Source organism: Streptomyces sp. NPDC030222, from assembly GCF_055573115.1.
In genome coordinates this window covers 101,632-117,401 of record NZ_JBVICA010000003.1, presented here as the reverse complement: position 1 = coordinate 117,401, position 15,770 = coordinate 101,632, and the positions used below count along the sequence as shown (strand labels likewise).

At 72.7% G+C, this 15,770-nt stretch carries 11 protein-coding genes and 2 pseudogenes; 7 read left to right on the top strand and 6 right to left on the bottom strand.

Annotated features, from left to right (window positions below; translation table 11 throughout):
- Nucleotides 1-5: 5 nt before the first annotated feature.
- Nucleotides 6-671, bottom strand: a complete 666-nt coding sequence (locus ACZ4Z5_RS05325) for an HdeD family acid-resistance protein (RefSeq protein ID WP_468256913.1) — start codon at nt 669-671, stop codon at nt 6-8.
- 77 nt (nt 672-748) lie between these two features.
- Here ACZ4Z5_RS05325 and ACZ4Z5_RS05320 point away from each other — a divergent pair, with 77 nt between their 5' ends.
- Nucleotides 749-1,519, top strand: coding sequence for an enoyl-CoA hydratase/isomerase family protein (locus tag ACZ4Z5_RS05320; protein ID WP_468256910.1), 771 nt, complete (start codon nt 749-751; stop codon nt 1,517-1,519).
- On the opposite strand, the pseudogene ACZ4Z5_RS05315 reads toward ACZ4Z5_RS05320, so the two are convergent.
- A pseudogene (locus ACZ4Z5_RS05315) lies at nt 1,503-1,849 on the bottom strand (hypothetical protein); the annotation flags it as partial. The gene ACZ4Z5_RS05320 and the pseudogene ACZ4Z5_RS05315 sit on opposite strands and share 17 nt — an antisense overlap.
- Before the next feature lie 72 nt (nt 1,850-1,921).
- Between ACZ4Z5_RS05315 and ACZ4Z5_RS05310 the strand changes: the two are divergent.
- The 3 genes from ACZ4Z5_RS05310 (at nt 1,922) to ACZ4Z5_RS05300 (ending at nt 6,664) form a co-directional block, all read left to right on the top strand.
- On the top strand, nt 1,922-2,776 hold the full coding sequence (locus tag ACZ4Z5_RS05310) for an SCO6745 family protein (RefSeq protein ID WP_468256908.1): 855 nt from the start codon (nt 1,922-1,924) through the stop codon (nt 2,774-2,776).
- Between the two features lie 122 nt (nt 2,777-2,898).
- Nucleotides 2,899-5,289, top strand: a complete 2,391-nt coding sequence (locus tag ACZ4Z5_RS05305) for a Tex family protein (RefSeq protein ID WP_468256905.1) — start codon at nt 2,899-2,901, stop codon at nt 5,287-5,289.
- A gap of 223 nt (nt 5,290-5,512) precedes the next feature.
- On the top strand, nt 5,513-6,664 hold the full coding sequence (locus ACZ4Z5_RS05300) for a baeRF2 domain-containing protein (protein WP_468256903.1): 1,152 nt from the start codon (nt 5,513-5,515) through the stop codon (nt 6,662-6,664).
- Nucleotides 6,665-6,865: 201 nt separating this feature from the next.
- Here ACZ4Z5_RS05300 and ACZ4Z5_RS05295 read toward each other — a convergent pair whose 3' ends face one another.
- On the bottom strand, nt 6,866-8,503 hold the full coding sequence (locus ACZ4Z5_RS05295) for an ABC-F family ATP-binding cassette domain-containing protein (protein ID WP_468256901.1): 1,638 nt from the start codon (nt 8,501-8,503) through the stop codon (nt 6,866-6,868).
- Between the two features lies 1 nt (nt 8,504).
- Here ACZ4Z5_RS05295 and ACZ4Z5_RS05290 point away from each other — a divergent pair, with 1 nt between their 5' ends.
- Complete coding sequence (locus tag ACZ4Z5_RS05290) at nt 8,505-8,663, top strand: hypothetical protein (RefSeq protein ID WP_468257710.1); 159 nt, start codon at nt 8,505-8,507, stop codon at nt 8,661-8,663.
- A gap of 478 nt (nt 8,664-9,141) precedes the next feature.
- Here the strand turns inward: ACZ4Z5_RS05290 and ACZ4Z5_RS05285 are convergent, their stop codons facing one another.
- A complete protein-coding gene (locus ACZ4Z5_RS05285) occupies nt 9,142-10,428 on the bottom strand; it encodes a M14 family metallopeptidase (protein ID WP_468256899.1) in 1,287 nt (428 codons plus the stop codon).
- Nucleotides 10,425-12,374 carry a Xaa-Pro dipeptidyl-peptidase gene (locus ACZ4Z5_RS05280; RefSeq protein ID WP_468256896.1) on the bottom strand — a complete coding sequence of 650 codons (1,950 nt, stop codon included), beginning with the start codon at nt 12,372-12,374 and terminating at the stop codon, nt 10,425-10,427. The genes ACZ4Z5_RS05285 and ACZ4Z5_RS05280 overlap by 4 nt, the downstream gene beginning before the upstream one ends.
- A 223-nt stretch (nt 12,375-12,597) precedes the next feature.
- Here ACZ4Z5_RS05280 and ACZ4Z5_RS05275 point away from each other — a divergent pair, with 223 nt between their 5' ends.
- Complete coding sequence (locus ACZ4Z5_RS05275) at nt 12,598-14,190, top strand: M1 family metallopeptidase (protein WP_468256893.1); 1,593 nt, start codon at nt 12,598-12,600, stop codon at nt 14,188-14,190.
- A 161-nt stretch (nt 14,191-14,351) separates the two neighbouring features.
- Nucleotides 14,352-14,806 (top strand): annotated as a pseudogene (locus ACZ4Z5_RS05270) (family 1 glycosylhydrolase); the annotation flags it as partial.
- Here the strand turns inward: ACZ4Z5_RS05270 and ACZ4Z5_RS05265 are convergent.
- Nucleotides 14,778-15,695 carry an oxygenase MpaB family protein gene (locus tag ACZ4Z5_RS05265; protein ID WP_468256890.1) on the bottom strand — a complete coding sequence of 306 codons (918 nt, stop codon included), beginning with the start codon at nt 15,693-15,695 and terminating at the stop codon, nt 14,778-14,780. The pseudogene ACZ4Z5_RS05270 and the gene ACZ4Z5_RS05265 sit on opposite strands and share 29 nt — an antisense overlap.
- Between the last annotated feature and the right edge of the window lie 75 nt (nt 15,696-15,770).

Sequence of the window (15,770 nt, the reverse complement as noted above, 5' to 3'; positions counted from 1 at the left end):
CCCTTTCATGACCGAACTTGCTTGTTCTGGGAACCCTTTCCGCCCGTGTCGGTCACGGCGACCAGATGAACGATTCTTCGTCCGACCATCCCGATGGCGATCAGGCCGAGGCCGTCGAAGAGCAGTGCCAGCGAGATGAAGGTGCCGATCGCGTAGCGGCTGGTGCTCGGCCACTGCCCGAGCACCAGTACGGCCAGCAGCACGTCGAAGGCGCCCAGCAGGAGCGTCCAGCCGAACTGCGGTCCGCGCACCACCAGGCCGCCCACCAGCCGGTACACCCCGGCCGCGAGGAACAGCAGGGCCGCGAACATCGTCAGTGACTCCGCCGCTCCGTCGGGCAGGCGGATGACGACGACTCCGGCGGCGATGTCGAGGGCGGCCACCGCGGCGGCCAGCCAGAAGAACGGGGTGCCACGGGACTCGACGGCGTGCAGCAGGCCCACCAGCCCGCAGACCAGCAGCAGCCAGCCGAACAGCAGCATGGTGGTCAGGGTGGCGACGGCCGCGTAGACCAGGCCGACGAGGGCGCCGGCCACCAGGACCCCGCCGAGCAGGGCCAGGACGCCGTAGTTGCGGGCCATCTTCCTCGGGTCCTGAGCCGGCCCGGCACCGGCCGTGTCCGCCGTGGTTCCGGCGGTGGGCTTCTTCGGGTCCCCGGTAGTTCCGGCCATGAGCGCCTCCCGTGCCGCGCGGCTCCTCGGCCCCCTTCCCGATCATAGGTTCGGCAGGCCCGGATAGCATCCGGCCCATGGAGCCCCAGCACGCGCACCTCGGCCACGACGTCGTCGACGGCATCGCCACCGTCGTCATCAGCAACCCGGCGAAGCGCAACGCGATGACGACGGCGATGTGGCGTGCGCTGCCGCCGCTGTTGGACCGGCTGGCCGCCGACCCCGCCGTCCGGGTCCTGGTCCTCACGGGCGCCGGGGACACCTTCTGCGCCGGTGCCGACATCTCCACCCTGCGCGAGCCCGAACCGGGCGTGGGGCCACAGGACCTCGCGGTCCGCGCCGAGGACGCCCTCGCCGCCTTCCCCAAACCGACGATCGCCGCCGTGCGCGGATTCTGCGTGGGCGGCGGCTGCCAGCTGGCGGCGGCCTGCGATCTGCGGTTCGGGGAGGAGGGCGCCTCGTTCGGGGTGACCCCCGCGAAGCTGGGGATCGTCTATGCGGTGTCATCCACCCGGCGGCTGGTCGGGCTCGTGGGGCCGGGCACCGCGAAGTACCTGCTGTTCTCCGCCGAGCTGATCGACGCCGGGCGGGCGCTGCGGACGGGGCTCATCGACGAACTGCTGCCCGCGGGCGGACTCGACCAGCGGGTGACGGAGTTCGCCCGCATCCTGGCCTCGCGTTCGCAGCTCACCCAGGCGGCGGCCAAGGACTTCGCGACCGGCCCGGAGGACCGCGAGGAGTACTGGGCCGAGCAGGCGAAGGCCCAGGCGGAGCCCGGCGGCGACACGGCCGAGGGGGTCGCCGCCTTCCTGGAGCGCAGGGCTCCCCGCTTCACCTGGAGCGTGTAGCCGCCGCCTGCGGACCGGCGCGCACCGACGATCCCGCCGGTGGAGTCAGCGCCGATCGGCGAGGACGTCCTCGGCCCGGCCCCGCCAGTACGCGACGGTGGGGGCCGGGGGCCTTGTCCGGTGAACCGGCGTCGTACGGCGGCTGCGGGTCGTACTCGGTGAGCAGCTGCACCGTCCGGGCGGTGTCGTCACCGGCGATCCTGCCGAGGAGGTGCGGGGCCATGTCGATCCCCGACGAGACTCCTGCCGCGTCACGTACTTGCCGTCCAGGACGACGCGCTCACCGGTGGGTTCCACCCCGAGTTTCTCCAGCTCGCCCAGCGCCAGCCACATGCGCCTGGCCGGCAGCGCTCGGCCGGCGCAGATCTTCCCGACATACCAACCAGTCGGTAACGTGTCGGTATGACTTCTCTTCCCGCACATGCAGGCAGGCGCTGTCACAACGACCTCAATCGGCTCCACTCGACGTTGTACTTCTCCCCCGACTTCACCGAGGAGATGGCCGCGCTGGGCGTGGACAACCCCGGCGCGGCCTACTTCGCCTCGCGTGCCGCCGCCATGGGCGCGGTCGGGGCCGGCGCCGTCGCCGCCGCGTTCTACAACTTCAACCCCGAGCTGATCGCCCGTCATGTGCCCGCCGTCTGGCGGACCGCGACGCCCGCAGCGGTGCTCGACGCCCGGCTCCGGGCAGCCGACGCGACCCTGCGGAGGCTGCTCGGCGACGCCGTCGACGCCCCGGAGATGGCCGAGGCGGCAGAGCTCGCCCTGCGCGCCACCGAGGCCTGCACGCGACACGCCCGGCCGCTCTATTCCGCCCACGCCGATCTGCCCGTCCCCGAGCAGCCGCACCTGGCCTACTGGCACGCCGCGACGCTGCTGCGCGAGCACCGCGGTGACGGCCACCTCGCGGCACTACTCCTGGCCGGACTCGACCCGCTGGAGGCGCTGGTCAGCCACACGGCGACCGGCAAGGGCATGGCCGTCCGCTGGATCCTCGCCACCCGCGGCTGGAGCCGCGCCGACTGGGACGCCGCCGTCGGCAGGCTCCGGGCCCGCGGCCTGCTGGAGGCGGACGGCACCGCGACGGACTCCGGCACCGAGCTGCGGCGCGATCTGGAGGAGGAGACGGACCGGCTGGACGGCACCCCCTACGAGCACCTGGGCGCGGCAGGTGTCGAACGCCTCACCGAGCTGTCCCGGGGCTTCCTCGTGTCCGCACTGGCGGAGGGCGCCTTCCCGGCCGCCCTGACCGGCTGACACGGGCGGTCCCCGGGGACCCGCGACACGGCACCCGTCCGACGGCAGAATGCAGGCAGAATGCACGCTAGTCAGCCAGCACGCTGAACACAGCCAGTACGAGAAGGCGAGTCGGGAAGACCGTGACGACGTCCATCGAAGGCAGGATCGCCGAGGAGCTCGGCGTTAGGGAGCGGCAGGTGAAGGCGGCCGTCGAGCTGCTCGACGGCGGTTCGACCGTCCCCTTCATCGCCCGCTACCGCAAGGAAGCGACCGAGATGCTCGACGACGCGCAGCTGCGCACGGTCGAGGAACGGCTGCGGTATCTGCGGGAGCTGGAGGAGCGGCGTACGGCGATCCTGGAGTCCGTACGGGAACAGGGCAAGCTGGACGAGGCACTGGAGGCGCAGATCCGGGCCGCCGACACCAAGGCGCGGCTGGAGGACATCTACCTCCCGTTCAAGCCGAAGCGGCGCACCAAGGCGCAGATCGCCCGTGAGGCGGGCCTGGAGCCGCTCGCCGACGGCCTGCTCGGCGACCCGTCGGTGGAACCCCTCGCGGCCGCCGCCGCGTTCGTCGACGCCGACAGGGGCGTCGCGGACCCGGCGGCAGCGCTGGAGGGCGCCCGGGCGATCCTCACCGAGCGGTTCTCCGAGGACGCCGATCTCATCGGTGACCTGCGCGAACGCATGTGGACACGGGGCAGGCTCGCCGCGCGGGTCCGGGAGGGCAAGGAAGAGGCCGGCGCCAAGTTCGCCGACTACTTCGACTTCGCCGAGCCGTTCACCGCGCTGCCGTCCCACCGGGTGCTGGCGATGCTGCGCGGCGAGAAGGAGGACGTCCTCGACCTCGTCCTGGAACCGGAGGAGCCCACCGAAGGACCGTCGACCTACGAGGGCCTGGTGGCGCGTCGCTTCGAGATCGCCGACCGCGGCCGCCCGGGCGACAAGTGGCTCCTCGACACGGTCCGCTGGGCCTGGCGCACCCGTATCCTGGTGCACCTCGGTCTCGATCTGCGGCTGCGGCTGCGCACCGCGGCCGAGGACGAGGCGGTCAAGGTGTTCGCCGCGAACCTGCGGGACCTGCTGCTCGCGGCCCCGGCCGGCACCCGCGCCACCCTGGGCCTGGACCCCGGCTTCCGTACCGGTGTGAAGGTCGCCGTCGTCGACGCCACGGGCAAGGTCGTCGCCACGGACACGATCTACCCGCACGTTCCGCAGAACAAGTGGGGCGAGTCGCTGTCCAGGCTGGCCCGGCTGGCGAAGGAGCACTCGGTCGAGCTGATCGCCGTCGGCAACGGCACGGCGTCCCGGGAGACCGACAAGCTGGCCGGTGAACTCCTCGCGAAGCACCCCGAGTTGGGGCTCACCAAGGTGATGGTCTCGGAGGCGGGCGCCTCCGTGTACTCGGCCTCGGCGTTCGCCTCGCAGGAACTCCCGGGCCTGGACGTGTCGTTGCGCGGCGCCGTGTCCATCGCACGGCGGCTCCAGGACCCGCTGGCGGAGCTGGTGAAGATCGACCCCAAGTCGATCGGTGTCGGTCAGTACCAGCACGACCTGTCCGAGGTGAAGCTGTCCCGTTCCCTCGACGCGGTCGTCGAGGACTGTGTGAACGGTGTCGGCGTGGACGTCAACACGGCGTCCGCCCCGCTGCTCTCCCGGGTGTCGGGGATCAGCTCGGGCCTCGCGGAGAACATCGTCGCCCATCGTGACGCCAACGGCCCGTTCGGCTCCCGCAAGGAGCTCAGGAACGTGGCCCGGCTCGGCCCGAAGGCCTACGAGCAGTGCGCGGGCTTCCTCAGGATCCGCGGCGACGACCCGCTGGACGCCTCCAGCGTGCACCCCGAGGCGTATCCGGTGGTGCGCCGCATCGTGAAGACGGCGGGCAGCGAGGTCGCCGCGCTGATCGGCAACACGAGCGTGCTGCGGTCCCTGCGGGCCACGGACTTCGTGGACGAGACCTTCGGTCTGCCCACCGTCACCGACATCCTCCGGGAACTCGAGAAGCCCGGCCGTGACCCGCGGCCCGCGTTCCGCACCGCCACCTTCAAGGAGGGCGTCGAGAAGATCGGCGACCTGTCCCCCGGGATGGTCCTGGAAGGTGTCGTCACCAATGTCGCGGCGTTCGGCGCGTTCGTGGACATCGGCGTCCATCAGGACGGCCTGGTGCACGTCTCCGCCCTGTCCAGGACCTTCGTGAAGGACCCGCGGGACGTGGTGAAGCCGGGCGACATCGTGAAGGTGAAGGTGCTCGACGTCGACATCCCGCGCAAGCGGATCTCGCTGACGCTGCGCCTCGACGACGAGGCTGCGGACCGGTCCGCGGGTGGCGGAGGCCAGCGCCGCGAGCGCGGCCAGGGCGGCCGGCCGCCCCAGCAGCGCCAGGGCGGCGGCCGGGACCGCCGCGGCGGCGGAGGCGGCGGCGGCGCGGGCCGGCAATCCCAGGCCCCGGCCCCGGCGAACAGCGCGATGGCGGACGCCCTCCGCAAGGCCGGCCTGCTGGACCCGAAGCCGGGCGGCGGCCGACGCGGCTGACGGACGACACGGCCCGCGGGGGACGGTGTGGCGGCGGATCCACTGCCACACCGTCCCCCGCGCTCGTCTCCGGTGAGCCGTGCGACAGGCTGCCGGGGTTCGCCGGGGAACAGGAGGATCACGGGCGATCACGGCAATACGGGGACGTTCACGCCTATAAGTGAGCACGATTCGCGTAGCACCGTAATCTGGTGGTACGCATTCGCGAGCCTGGGGGAAGATCATGGAACTTGGTTTTCTCAAACCGCTCTTCGAACGTCCGGGGCCATGGGCCTCCGTCTACATCGACACCACGCGCGCGACCGACGATCCGGTCAAGATGCAGAAGCTCCGCGAGCGTTCCGTCGCTTCGCAGCTGATCGACGCCGGTGCCGATGCCTACACCACCAGGGCGGTGGTGGAGCACCTGGCCGGGCAACCGGTCACCGGAACGCCCCCCGGCCGGGCACTGTTCGCCACGGGCGCCGAGGTCGTGCTCGACGTTCCGCTCATGGTGCCGCCCCTCACCAATGAGGCCGGCTGGTCGGTGCTGCCGCACGTCTCCCCGCTCGCCCTCCTCCGCGGGGACGAGCCGTCGTGCCTGGTCGCGTACGTGGACCGTACCGGCGCCGATCTGGAGCTACGCGACGCCCTCGACCGCAGGACCATGGGCGAGGTGAACGGCGACGAGCTGCGCAGCCGGCTGCACCGCGGCCTGTCCGCGGACCGGTACGAGTACACGTACCACAACAAGGTCGAGAACGCCTGGAAGGAGAACGCGGAGCTCATCGCCGACGAGATCGCACGAAAGTGGCCCGAGAGCGGCGCCAAGCTGCTGATCCTGGCCGGGGACCCCCGGGAGCGCAGGGCCGTCTTCGACCGGCTGCCCGAGCACATCCGCACCGCCACGATCCAGAGCGAGAACGGCAGCCGGTCACCCGGAGCGTCGACGCAGCACCTGGACGAGCAGATCGCGCAGGCCAAGGAGAAGTACGCACGCGCCAGGCTGGAGGAGGCGCTCGGACGGTTCCGGATGGGACGCGGAAGGCCGGGCGAGCACCGTGCCACCTCGGTCGACACCGGTCCCGGCGAGGCCGCGGAGGGGCTGCCCGCCCTGGTGGACGCGGCACGCACCCACCAGGTGGCCACCCTGCTGCTCTCCCAGGACGCGCCCGACGGCGGCCGGGAGGTCTGGATCGGGCCGCGCGCGGAGGATGTCGCCGTGCAGCGCGGTCAGGTGCAGGCGATGGGCGTCTCCAGGCCGGTCACGGCACGGGCCGACGACGCTCTGCTGCGGTCCGCCGCGGCGGCGAGCGCGGAGGTCCTGATGGTCCCCGCCGGGGCGGCCGAGGGCCCCGTCGGCGGACTGGGCGCCGTGCTGCGCTGGAGCGTCTGAGCGGACACCTCGGGCGGGCCGTGCGGCGGCCCGCCCGAGCGGCCCGGCTGGGGCGGGGCGGACGTGCCGGGCCGGGCGTGCCGGGCCGTCCGGCGGCCGTCCCCGGCCGCTCACCCCTTCACGACCGATGAACGCAGGATCCGGCCGCTGTCACGACCCGGCCGACGTCAGGACCCGGTGAACGTCCTCATCCGGCCGACGTCAGGCCTCGGTGACCTTCCCGTCCCCCACCTCGATGCGCCGCGTCGTGCGCACGGCGTCCAGCATGCGGCGGTCGTGCGTCACCAGCAGCAGCGTGCCCGTGTAGGAGTCGAGGGCGGACTCCAGCTGCTCGATCGCCGGCAGGTCGAGGTGGTTGGTGGGTTCGTCGAGGACGAGCAGGTTCACGCCCTTGCCCTGGAGCAGGGCGAGCGCGGCCCGGGTGCGTTCGCCCGGTGACAGTGTCGCCGCCGGCCGCACGACGTGGTCGGCCTTGAGTCCGAACTTCGCCAACAGGGTGCGGATGTCGACCGGTTCGGTCTCCGGGACGGCCGTGCGGAATGCGTCCAGCAGGGACTCCGGGCCGTGGAAGAGGGCCCGCGCCTGGTCGACCTCGCCGACGACGACACCCGGCCCGAGCGCGGCTTCACCCTCGTCCAGGGGGAGCCGGCCCAGGAGTGCCGCGAGCAGTGTGGACTTCCCGGCGCCGTTCGGGCCGGTCACCGCGACCCGGTCCGCCCAGTCGATCTGCATGGCGACCGGGCCGAAGGAGAAGCCGCCGCGGCGGACCACCGCATCGCGCAGTGTGGCGACGACCGCGCCGGAGCGCGGGGCCGCGGCGATCTCCATCCGCAGCTCCCACTCCTTGCGGGGCTCCTCGACGACGTCCAGCCGCTCGATCATCCGCTGCGTCTGGCGCGCCTTGGCGGCCTGCTTCTCGCTCGCGTCGCTGCGGAACTTCCTGCCGATCTTGTCGTTGTCCCCGGCCTTGCGGCGGGCGCTCTTCACGCCCTTGTCCATCCAGGCGCGCTGCATCAGGGCGCGGGACTCCAGCGCGGACTTCTTGTCCGCGAACTCCTCGTAGGCGTCACGGGCGTGCCTGCGGGTCGTCGCCCGCTCCTCCAGGTACGCGGCGTACCCGCCGCCGTAGAGGTTGACCTGCTGCTGCGCGAGGTCGAGCTCCAGCACCTTGGTGACCGTCCGGGTCAGGAACTCGCGGTCGTGGCTCACGACGACGGTTCCGGCGCGCAGGCCCCGCACGAACGACTCCAGACGGTCGAGGCCGTCGAGGTCCAGGTCGTTCGTCGGCTCGTCGAGGAGGAACACGTCGTACCGGGACAGCAGCAGCGAGGCGAGTCCCGCGCGGGCCGCCTGGCCACCGGAGAGCGAGGTCATGGGCTGGTCGAGCCCCACGGTGAGCCCGAGCGAGGCCGCCGTCTCGTCCGCCCGCTCGTCGAGGTCCGCGCCGCCGAGGTCCAGCCAGCGCTCCAGTGCGGCGGAGTAGGCGTCGTCCGCGCCCGGTGCGCCGTCCACGAGCGCCTGCGTCGCGGTGTCCATGGCCTGCTGGGCGGCGGCCACGCCGGTGCGGCGCGCGAGGAAGGCGCGGACGGTCTCGCCCGGACGCCGGTCGGGCTCCTGCGGCAGGTGGCCGACGGTCGCGGTGGGCGGGGAGAGCGAGACACCCCCGTGCTCGGCGGTGTCCAGTCCCGCGAGCAAGCGCAGCAGCGTGGACTTGCCGGCTCCGTTGGCTCCGACGAGACCGATCACGTCCCCGGGGGCGACGACGAGGTCCAGCCCGGCGAACAGGGACCGGTCGCCGCGGCCGGCGGCGAGCTCTTTGGCGACGAGGGTTGCGTTCATCGTGCGCGATCCTATGTGCGCGGTCGCCGCTTCCCGTACCCAGTGCGCCCTCCCCGCGCTGGAGTCGGGCGCGTGGTGTGTGCACAACTACGGTCACGGCGGCGCCGGGGTGACGGTGGCGTGGGGGTGCGCCGAGGCCGCGGCGGCGCTGGTCCCGTGACGGCTCGCCGCGGGTCGGCCCGGTGGGAGCCCGCCACGGAGCGGGCCGGGGGACGGCCCTCGCGAGGCGGTCCGCTGAACCGACCTCGGTGACGGTCCTCGCAGGGTGCCGCGCCGCCCGGGCGGGGCGGACCGGTGAAACGGCCCGGCGACGGTCCGCGCCGGGTGGTCCGGTGAGCCGACCCGGTCACGGTCCTCGTGGGGTGCCGCGCCGCCCGGGCGGGCAGTGAACCGACCTCGGTGACGGTCCTCGCAGGGTGCCGCGCCGCCCGGGCGGGGCGGACCGGTGAAACGGCCCGGCGACGGTCCGCGCGGGATGGTGCGCCGCCGGACGGGGCTGCCGGTCAGGGTTCGCCGGGACGGTGTGCGGTCGAACAGGGCCGCACTGGTGAGGGTCTCGTAGGGCGGTGCGCCCGCGGGGCGGTGGCGGCGGTCCGGTCGGTGACGGTCCGGGGCAGTCGGCAGTGGCCCGAGGCCGGTCAGCAGTGCCCCAGGGGCTCCGCCGCGGTGAGTTCGTAGGAGGCGCGGGCGTCCAGGAGGAGCGGGATCAGTGCCCGGTTGGGCTGTCTCAGGGGGACGGTCGCGCCGCCCGTGGTGTCGGGGAGGACGTGGACGCCGTGCAGTGCGAGCCGGGGCCCCACGTCGGTGTGCTGCGCGGCGGTGAGGCGGTAGGCGCAGGGCGGGTCCTGGAGGATCCGGTCGGCTGGGGCCGGGTCGTTGTCGGCTCCGGCGAGATGCACCGGACCGGTGTCCGTCAGACCTGCCGCCCGCGCCCGGGCGGTGATGGCGGCGATGCGTCCGCGCCCCTCGTGGGCGTAGCCGAACGTGCCTGTCAGTGCGGCGAGTTGGGAGTTCACCCGGCGGCGGTTGTTGACCGAGGCGTCGGCTTTCTCCTCGGCCGTTCCCGGATCGGTGCGGCTTTCGACGAGCAGCCCGACGGCGTGCTTGATCCCGGACGTGTTGCGCAGGATGCGTTCCTGGCCGTCGCCGGCGACCTGCCGGAGAGGCAGGCCGGTCACCGGATCCGTCCAGATGCCGTAGGTGCCGGTGCTGTGGCCGGCGGCCTCCGCGGCGGGGCGCACATGGTCGGCGGAGAGGGCACGGGCCTCCTCGTGGACCCGGGCGTCGGTGTTGGGGTTGCGGGGCCAGAGGTCGAAGAGGTCCTTGTGGTAATAGGGCGGGGTGGCGGCGTACTCGTGCAGGTCGTGGACGACGTCGGGCCGGTGGTCGCGCAGTACGGCGGCGAGGGCGCGGCCTTCGCGGGTGGCGAGGGCGATGTGGTCCCGGTTGATGTCGGTGCCGTCGGCGTTGCCCCGGGTGCCGGCGGCCCGGCCGTCCGGGTTGGCGGTCGGGACGACCAGCAGGGTGGTGCCGGCGAGGAGGCGCCGGGTCTCCCCGTCCGTGCCGAACGCGAGGTCCCGGATGCGTATGAGGCAGGCCTCACGCCCCGCGGGTTCGTCACCGTGCTGGCTGCAGACGAGCAGCACGGTGTTGGTGCTGTGATTCCCGGCGGTGATGCGGACCAGTTGGAGCGGCCGGCCCTGTGCGGTGGTGCCGATCCGCCGTACGGAGACACGGCGGCTCGCCTTGTCGGCTGCCGCGAGGAGGGCCTGTTCCTCCGCCTCGGTGGTCCAGCGGGTCCCGCCGCTGTGCTCGAACCCGGTGCGGGGCGCGGTGTGGGCGGCCTCCGCGGGCAGGGCGCCGAAGAGCAGGGCGAGCGCGGCCGCGGTGAGCCCGATCGCGAATGTGCCGGGTCGTGGTGTCATCGCCGGCCGCCTCCCGGGACCGGCCGGACGGGCCGGGGCGGGGCGACGCCGACGAGCGGTGCCGCGTCGGGGGCGGCGCTCGCCGCCGGGCCCGAGGTGGCACCGGCGAGCGCGGCCGCGCCGCCGACGACCGGCAGGCTCGCCGTGGTCCGGGCCAGGTCGAGGGTGAGGGCGGGCCGGGAGCCGGGCGGCTCGATGAGGTTCTTGTCGGTGCCGGCGACGATTAGTGCGAGCCGGTGGCCGGCCGGGACGACATGGTCGCTCGCGGCGAGGTCGAGGGTGATCGTGTAGGGGGTGCCGGGGGTCAGCGGGCGCCCGGTGTGCGCGGAGGCGTGGTTGCCGAGGTCGGCCCAGCCGCGGCTGAAGACGGTGTATCCGACGGCTGCGGTGCGGGCGGCGGTCTCCTTGAAGCAGGCGCTGTCGCCGGTCCGGCTCGCGCCCCAGCAGGTGCGTGTGGTCAGCGTGGTGATGCCTTCGCCCGGCGCGGTGTAGTCGCGGATGGTGTCGGGGCCGAGGTCGACGAGCACAGCGGACAGATGGGCGCTGGTCGTGGAGGGAGTCGCGGTGACGGTCATGGTGGAACTCCCGGACAGCCGCAGGTCGCCGACGAGGGGACGGGTGATGAAACCGGCCTTCTCGGGGGTCGGGGTGTCGATCCGGGCGGCCCAGTCGGTCTCCCCGCGCGTGGGGTCGTCGGTGAACCTCTCGGTGGTGCCTGGGTCGGCGGGCCGATGGCCGAGGGTGCCGACACCCGGGGCGCCGCCCTTGTCGGGGCGCAGAGTGGCGACCCGGGTGCCCGTCGGCGGCCAGACACGGTCGGTGGTCCACTGGTCGGGGTGCCGTTCGACGTCCGCCATCGGTTCGCGGTCGATGCCGTTGTCGTAGCCGAGCAGATAGTGGTCGAACCAGCGGTGCAGGGTCTTCACCCAGGTGGCGCGCCGGAAGTCGAAAGGGTCGACGTGGCCGGTCCGGGAGAGCCAGACCTTGCGTTCGACTCCGGCGGCGGCGAGGGCGTCCCACCACTGGCCGAAGTGTCTGGTGCGGACGTTGAGATCCTGGAGGCCGTGGACGGCGAAGACGCTGGCACGGACCTTGCGGGCGTCGGGCACGTAGTCCCGTTGGCTCCACAGCGGCGTCCAGTCGCCGGTGCGGGGTGCCCCTTCGGCGAGCCGCTGCCGCTCCGCGCGGCACCGGATCCGGGTGGCGGGGCTCTCCACGTAGTCGGCCAGCCACTCGGGGCCGGTGTCGAAGAGCGGTGCGCCCTTGGCGAAGTAGTAGTCGTACCAGGAGGAGATGGCGCCGATCGGGACGATGGTCCTCAGGCCCTCGACGCCGGTGGCGGCGACTCCGTTGGCGATCGTCCCGTCGTAGCTCTTGCCGATCATCCCGACGTCGCCGGTGGACCAGCCCGCCTTTGCGGGCGTGCTGCCGGTGCGGCTGGTGTAGCCGCGGGCGCGGCCGTTCAGCCAGTCGACGACGGCTTTGGCGGACTGGACGTCGGATCGTCCGCCGACGTCGGCGCAGCCGTCCGATCGGCTGGTTCCCGCGAGGTCGACGGCGGCGAAGGCGTAGCCGCGGGGGACGAAGTAGTTGTCGTAGTAGAGCGGGAACTGGAGGGCGTTCCCGTCGGCGTCGTAGGTCTTGCGCTGGGCCTCGTTGCCGCGTCCGCAGCAGGAGTAGTAGGGGCTGGCGTCCATGACGACCGGCACTCTGCGGCCCTTGCCTGCGGCTTCCCTGGGCCGGATGATGTCGACCGCGACGCGGTCGGGACGGCCGTCGGCGTCACCGTCGAGTCCGGTGTCGACCCAGACCGACTCGCGGACGGCGTTCTCGTACGAGTACACCGGCCGACTCTCCGGCGCGGGCGCGCTGTCGGCCCTCGCCGGGGAGAGCAGGACTGCGGTCAGGGCGGCGACCGCCGCCGTCGCGAGCACACGATTCCCCATGAGGCGCGAAGGTACTCCGGACAACTGCTCCGGCACAGTGAGCGATTGGGACAGACGGATGTCGAACATCCGTACGTTAGAACGGTGGCCGGATGGGCGCTGTGTGACGTCCCGTGTCGGCCGAATGGCGATCATGTGACGGCAGGCGCTGTAGACACGGTGACAACCGGACGATCTGAATAAGGTCCGAACAGAGCTGCCAGTCGACCTCATTGGAGCATCCGTGCACCGCAGATTCCTCGTCCCGGGCACACTCGCGGCCTCCCTGCTGCTGGCGATCCCGGCATCGGCCGCCACGTTCTCGCCCGGAGCGCCGGGCCTCGGCGACTCCTACTACCCGGCGAGCGGCAACGGCGGGTACGACGTGTCGCACTACGACCTGCGGCTGAAGTACCAGCCCGCGACCGACCTGCTGGAGGGCACGGCGACGCTGGTCGCCACCGCCCAGCAGGACCTGTCGCGCTTCAACCTCGACTTCGGTCTGACGGTGAGCGAGATCCGCGTCAACGGCGCCCAGGCGGAGTTCGCCAGGTCCGGCAGCCATGAACTGGAGGTCACCCCTGCAGCGCCCCTGTCCAAGGGCAAGCCGATCTCCATCGTCGTCCAGTACCAGGGCAAACCGTCCGAACTGAAGATCGACGGATGGACCGCCTGGCACCGCACCCCGGACGGCGGGGTCGCCGCACAGGAGCCGCATTCGGCCGTCTGGTGGTTCCCCGGCAATGACCATCCGCTGGACAAGGCCACGTTCGATGTGTCGGTCTCGGTGCCGGACGGCACCCAGGCGATCAGCAACGGCGTCCTGCAGTCGCAGAGTTCACGCCTGGGCTGGACCCGCTACAACTGGCGGTCCAACAAGCCGCAGGCGACCTACCTGGCCACCCTCGCGGTCGGGAAGTTCGAGATCACCACGGACCGCACGGCGAACGGTCTGCCCGTCCTGAACGCGTACAGCAAGGACCTGGGGGACAACGCCGGTGCCGCCAGGGCCAGCATCGAGCGCACCACCGAGGTGGCGGAGTGGCTGGAAGGGGTCTTCGGCCCCTATCCGTTCAACGCGCTCGGCGGCTACGTCCCCAACGTGACCAGCGGCTTCGCCCTGGAGACGCAGACCAGGCCGTTCTACAGCCCGCGCCAGTTCAACAACGGCGCGAACGTCTCGGTCGTCGTCCATGAGCTCGCCCACCAGTGGTACGGCGACAGCGTGTCGGTCGCGGGCTGGAAGGACATCTGGGTGAACGAGGGCTTCGCGCGGTACGCGCAGTGGCTCTGGTCCGAGGAGCACGGCGAGGGCACGGCCCAGGAACTCGCCGACTGGGTGTACGCGCAGCACCCCGCCGACGACCCGTTCTGGAGGGTGAAGCCGGGCGACCCCGGTCCGGACAAGCAGTTCGACATCGCCGTGTACGACCGGGGCGCGCTGGCCCTCCAGGAGCTGCGCAAGGCGGTCGGCGACGAGAAGTTCTTCGAGATCCTGAAGGGCTGGCCGACGGCGTACCGGTACGGAAACGCGAGCGTCGGCGACTTCGTCGCCTACGCGGAGAAGGTCTCGGGCAAGTCGCTCGCCGCGCTGCTCGACACCTGGCTGTACAGCACGTCCAAGCCGGAGGCGACCCGGGCGGGGGCGGCGGCACGGGCGGCCCAGCGAGCGGCCGCCCGGAACCAGCCGAAGTCGTGGAAGATGATCGCCGCGACGAACGCGATCCACGACCACGAAGAGGGCAAGGGCCTCGGGGACGGCAAGGAGCACGGGGGCGGGAAGGGCCAAGGCGACGGGAAGGGGCAGGGGGACGGGCAGGGACGCCGGCACGACTGAGCCGCGTCCGGACCGCGTCGCTCCGGCGCCGGTGCGCCCCGATACGTGACGCCGCCATCTCACGACGCCGTGCCGTGCCTGTCCAGGGGACGGCACGGCGTCATCGGACGGGCCGTGCACCGGCCCCGGGCGGACGCCCCCATGGTGGTCGCCGCGGGCACGGTGGACGAGCCGGGCCGTCCCCGTGGCCGGGCGCGGAGGAGCACGTGCCCTTCGTCCGGCCGACCGGCCGGCGTACGGCCATGGGCTGGCCGGTGGACGCGGAGGGCCGGTACGAACTGCTGACCCGGCTGCGCGACGAGCTGCCGGGAGTACCGCTGCTGATCACGGAGAACGGCGCCGCCTACGACGACTACGCGAACCCGGAGGGCGTGGTGCACGACCCGGAGCGGGTCGCGTACCTCGAAGGCCATCTCTCCGCCGTGCACCGGGCGATCGGCGACGGGGCCGATGTGCAGGGAACTTCTGGTCGCTGCTGGACGACTTCGAGTGGACCTTCGGCTACGCCAAGCGGTTCGGGATCGTCCACGTCGACTTCGCGACCCAGCGGCACACGCCGAAGGACAGCGCCCGCTGGTACGCGGAGGTCATCGCGAGGGGCGGTCTGCCCGGCTGACCGGGTGCGGGCGCACGGCCGGCCGGCACCTCCGGCCGGCGCGGCGTGCCCGGGCCTCGCGTGCCCGGGCCTCGTACGCCATCGGGAGGTACCGCAGCCGTTCCGGGAGCGCGGGGACCACGTTCCGTACGACCGCGCAGAAGCGGCGCAGCCTGCGTTCCTCCGCGTCGGTCCACTCCAGGCCGATCGCCTCCCGGGCGTCCGGCGGCATCAGGCCGATGGTGAGGAAGCGGCGGAGGCGGAGGAACCGCGGCCGCAGCCACGGCCAGGCGGCTCCCAGGGCCAGGCGCAGCGGCCACGGTCCGAGGCCGGGCGGCGGCAGCGGGGTGTCGAGGGCCAGCAGTTCCCGTACGACGCCGGTCTCCTCCAGTTCGTCGGCGAGGACCCTGCGGTAGTACGGCCAGAAGTCCTCCGGTGTCTGCGGCATGTCCCGGTCGTGGATGCCGAGGATCCGGCCCACCTGCAGCCATTCCGCGTACAGCCGGCGCTCCTGGGCCTCGGTGAGGGGGCGCAGCAGAAGGCTGCAGCCGTAGCGGTAGACGGGGAACCCGGTGGCGTGGACCCAGGAGTAGTAGGCCGGGGTGAGGGCGTGGTAGCTGCGGCCGTGGGTGTCGGTTCCGCTGATGTCCCGGTGCAGCCTCCGCAGCCGGCGGCCCTCCTCCGCGGCCGCCTCGCCTCCGTACACCCAGAGCATGACGGAGCGGATGGAGCGTTCGCCCCGGCCCCACGGGTCGGTACGGAAGACCGAGTGGTCGTCCACACCGGCGCCCACGGCGGGGTGGGCGACCTGCATCGTCAGCGCCGCGGGCAGCATGAGCAGCGCCCGGATGTCACCGGCGAGGCTCCACAGCACACCGCCGGGCGGGGGCGGTTCCGGGTCCTGCTGCATGCGGTGGGCTCCCCTGGCGGTGCCGTCGACGGGTTCTTCCGGTCGTTTCCAGTATGCGACCGTGCGGCGGCAGTT

Excerpts from the sequence above, each read along its gene's own strand:
- ACZ4Z5_RS05325 (WP_468256913.1), bottom strand. The coding sequence starts at position 671 with ATGGCCGGAACTACCGGGGACCCGAAGAAGCCCACCGCCGGAACCACG.
- ACZ4Z5_RS05295 (WP_468256901.1), bottom strand. The coding sequence starts at position 8,503 with ATGAACGCAACCCTCGTCGCCAAAGAGCTCGCCGCCGGCCGCGGCGAC.
- ACZ4Z5_RS05265 (WP_468256890.1), bottom strand. The coding sequence starts at position 15,695 with ATGCAGCAGGACCCGGAACCGCCCCCGCCCGGCGGTGTGCTGTGGAGC.
- ACZ4Z5_RS05285 (WP_468256899.1), bottom strand. The coding sequence starts at position 10,428 with ATGACACCACGACCCGGCACATTCGCGATCGGGCTCACCGCGGCCGCG.
- ACZ4Z5_RS05310 (WP_468256908.1), top strand. The coding sequence starts at position 1,922 with ATGACTTCTCTTCCCGCACATGCAGGCAGGCGCTGTCACAACGACCTC.
- ACZ4Z5_RS05280 (WP_468256896.1), bottom strand. The coding sequence starts at position 12,374 with ATGGGGAATCGTGTGCTCGCGACGGCGGCGGTCGCCGCCCTGACCGCA.
- ACZ4Z5_RS05320 (WP_468256910.1), top strand. The coding sequence starts at position 749 with ATGGAGCCCCAGCACGCGCACCTCGGCCACGACGTCGTCGACGGCATC.
- ACZ4Z5_RS05300 (WP_468256903.1), top strand. The coding sequence starts at position 5,513 with ATGGAACTTGGTTTTCTCAAACCGCTCTTCGAACGTCCGGGGCCATGG.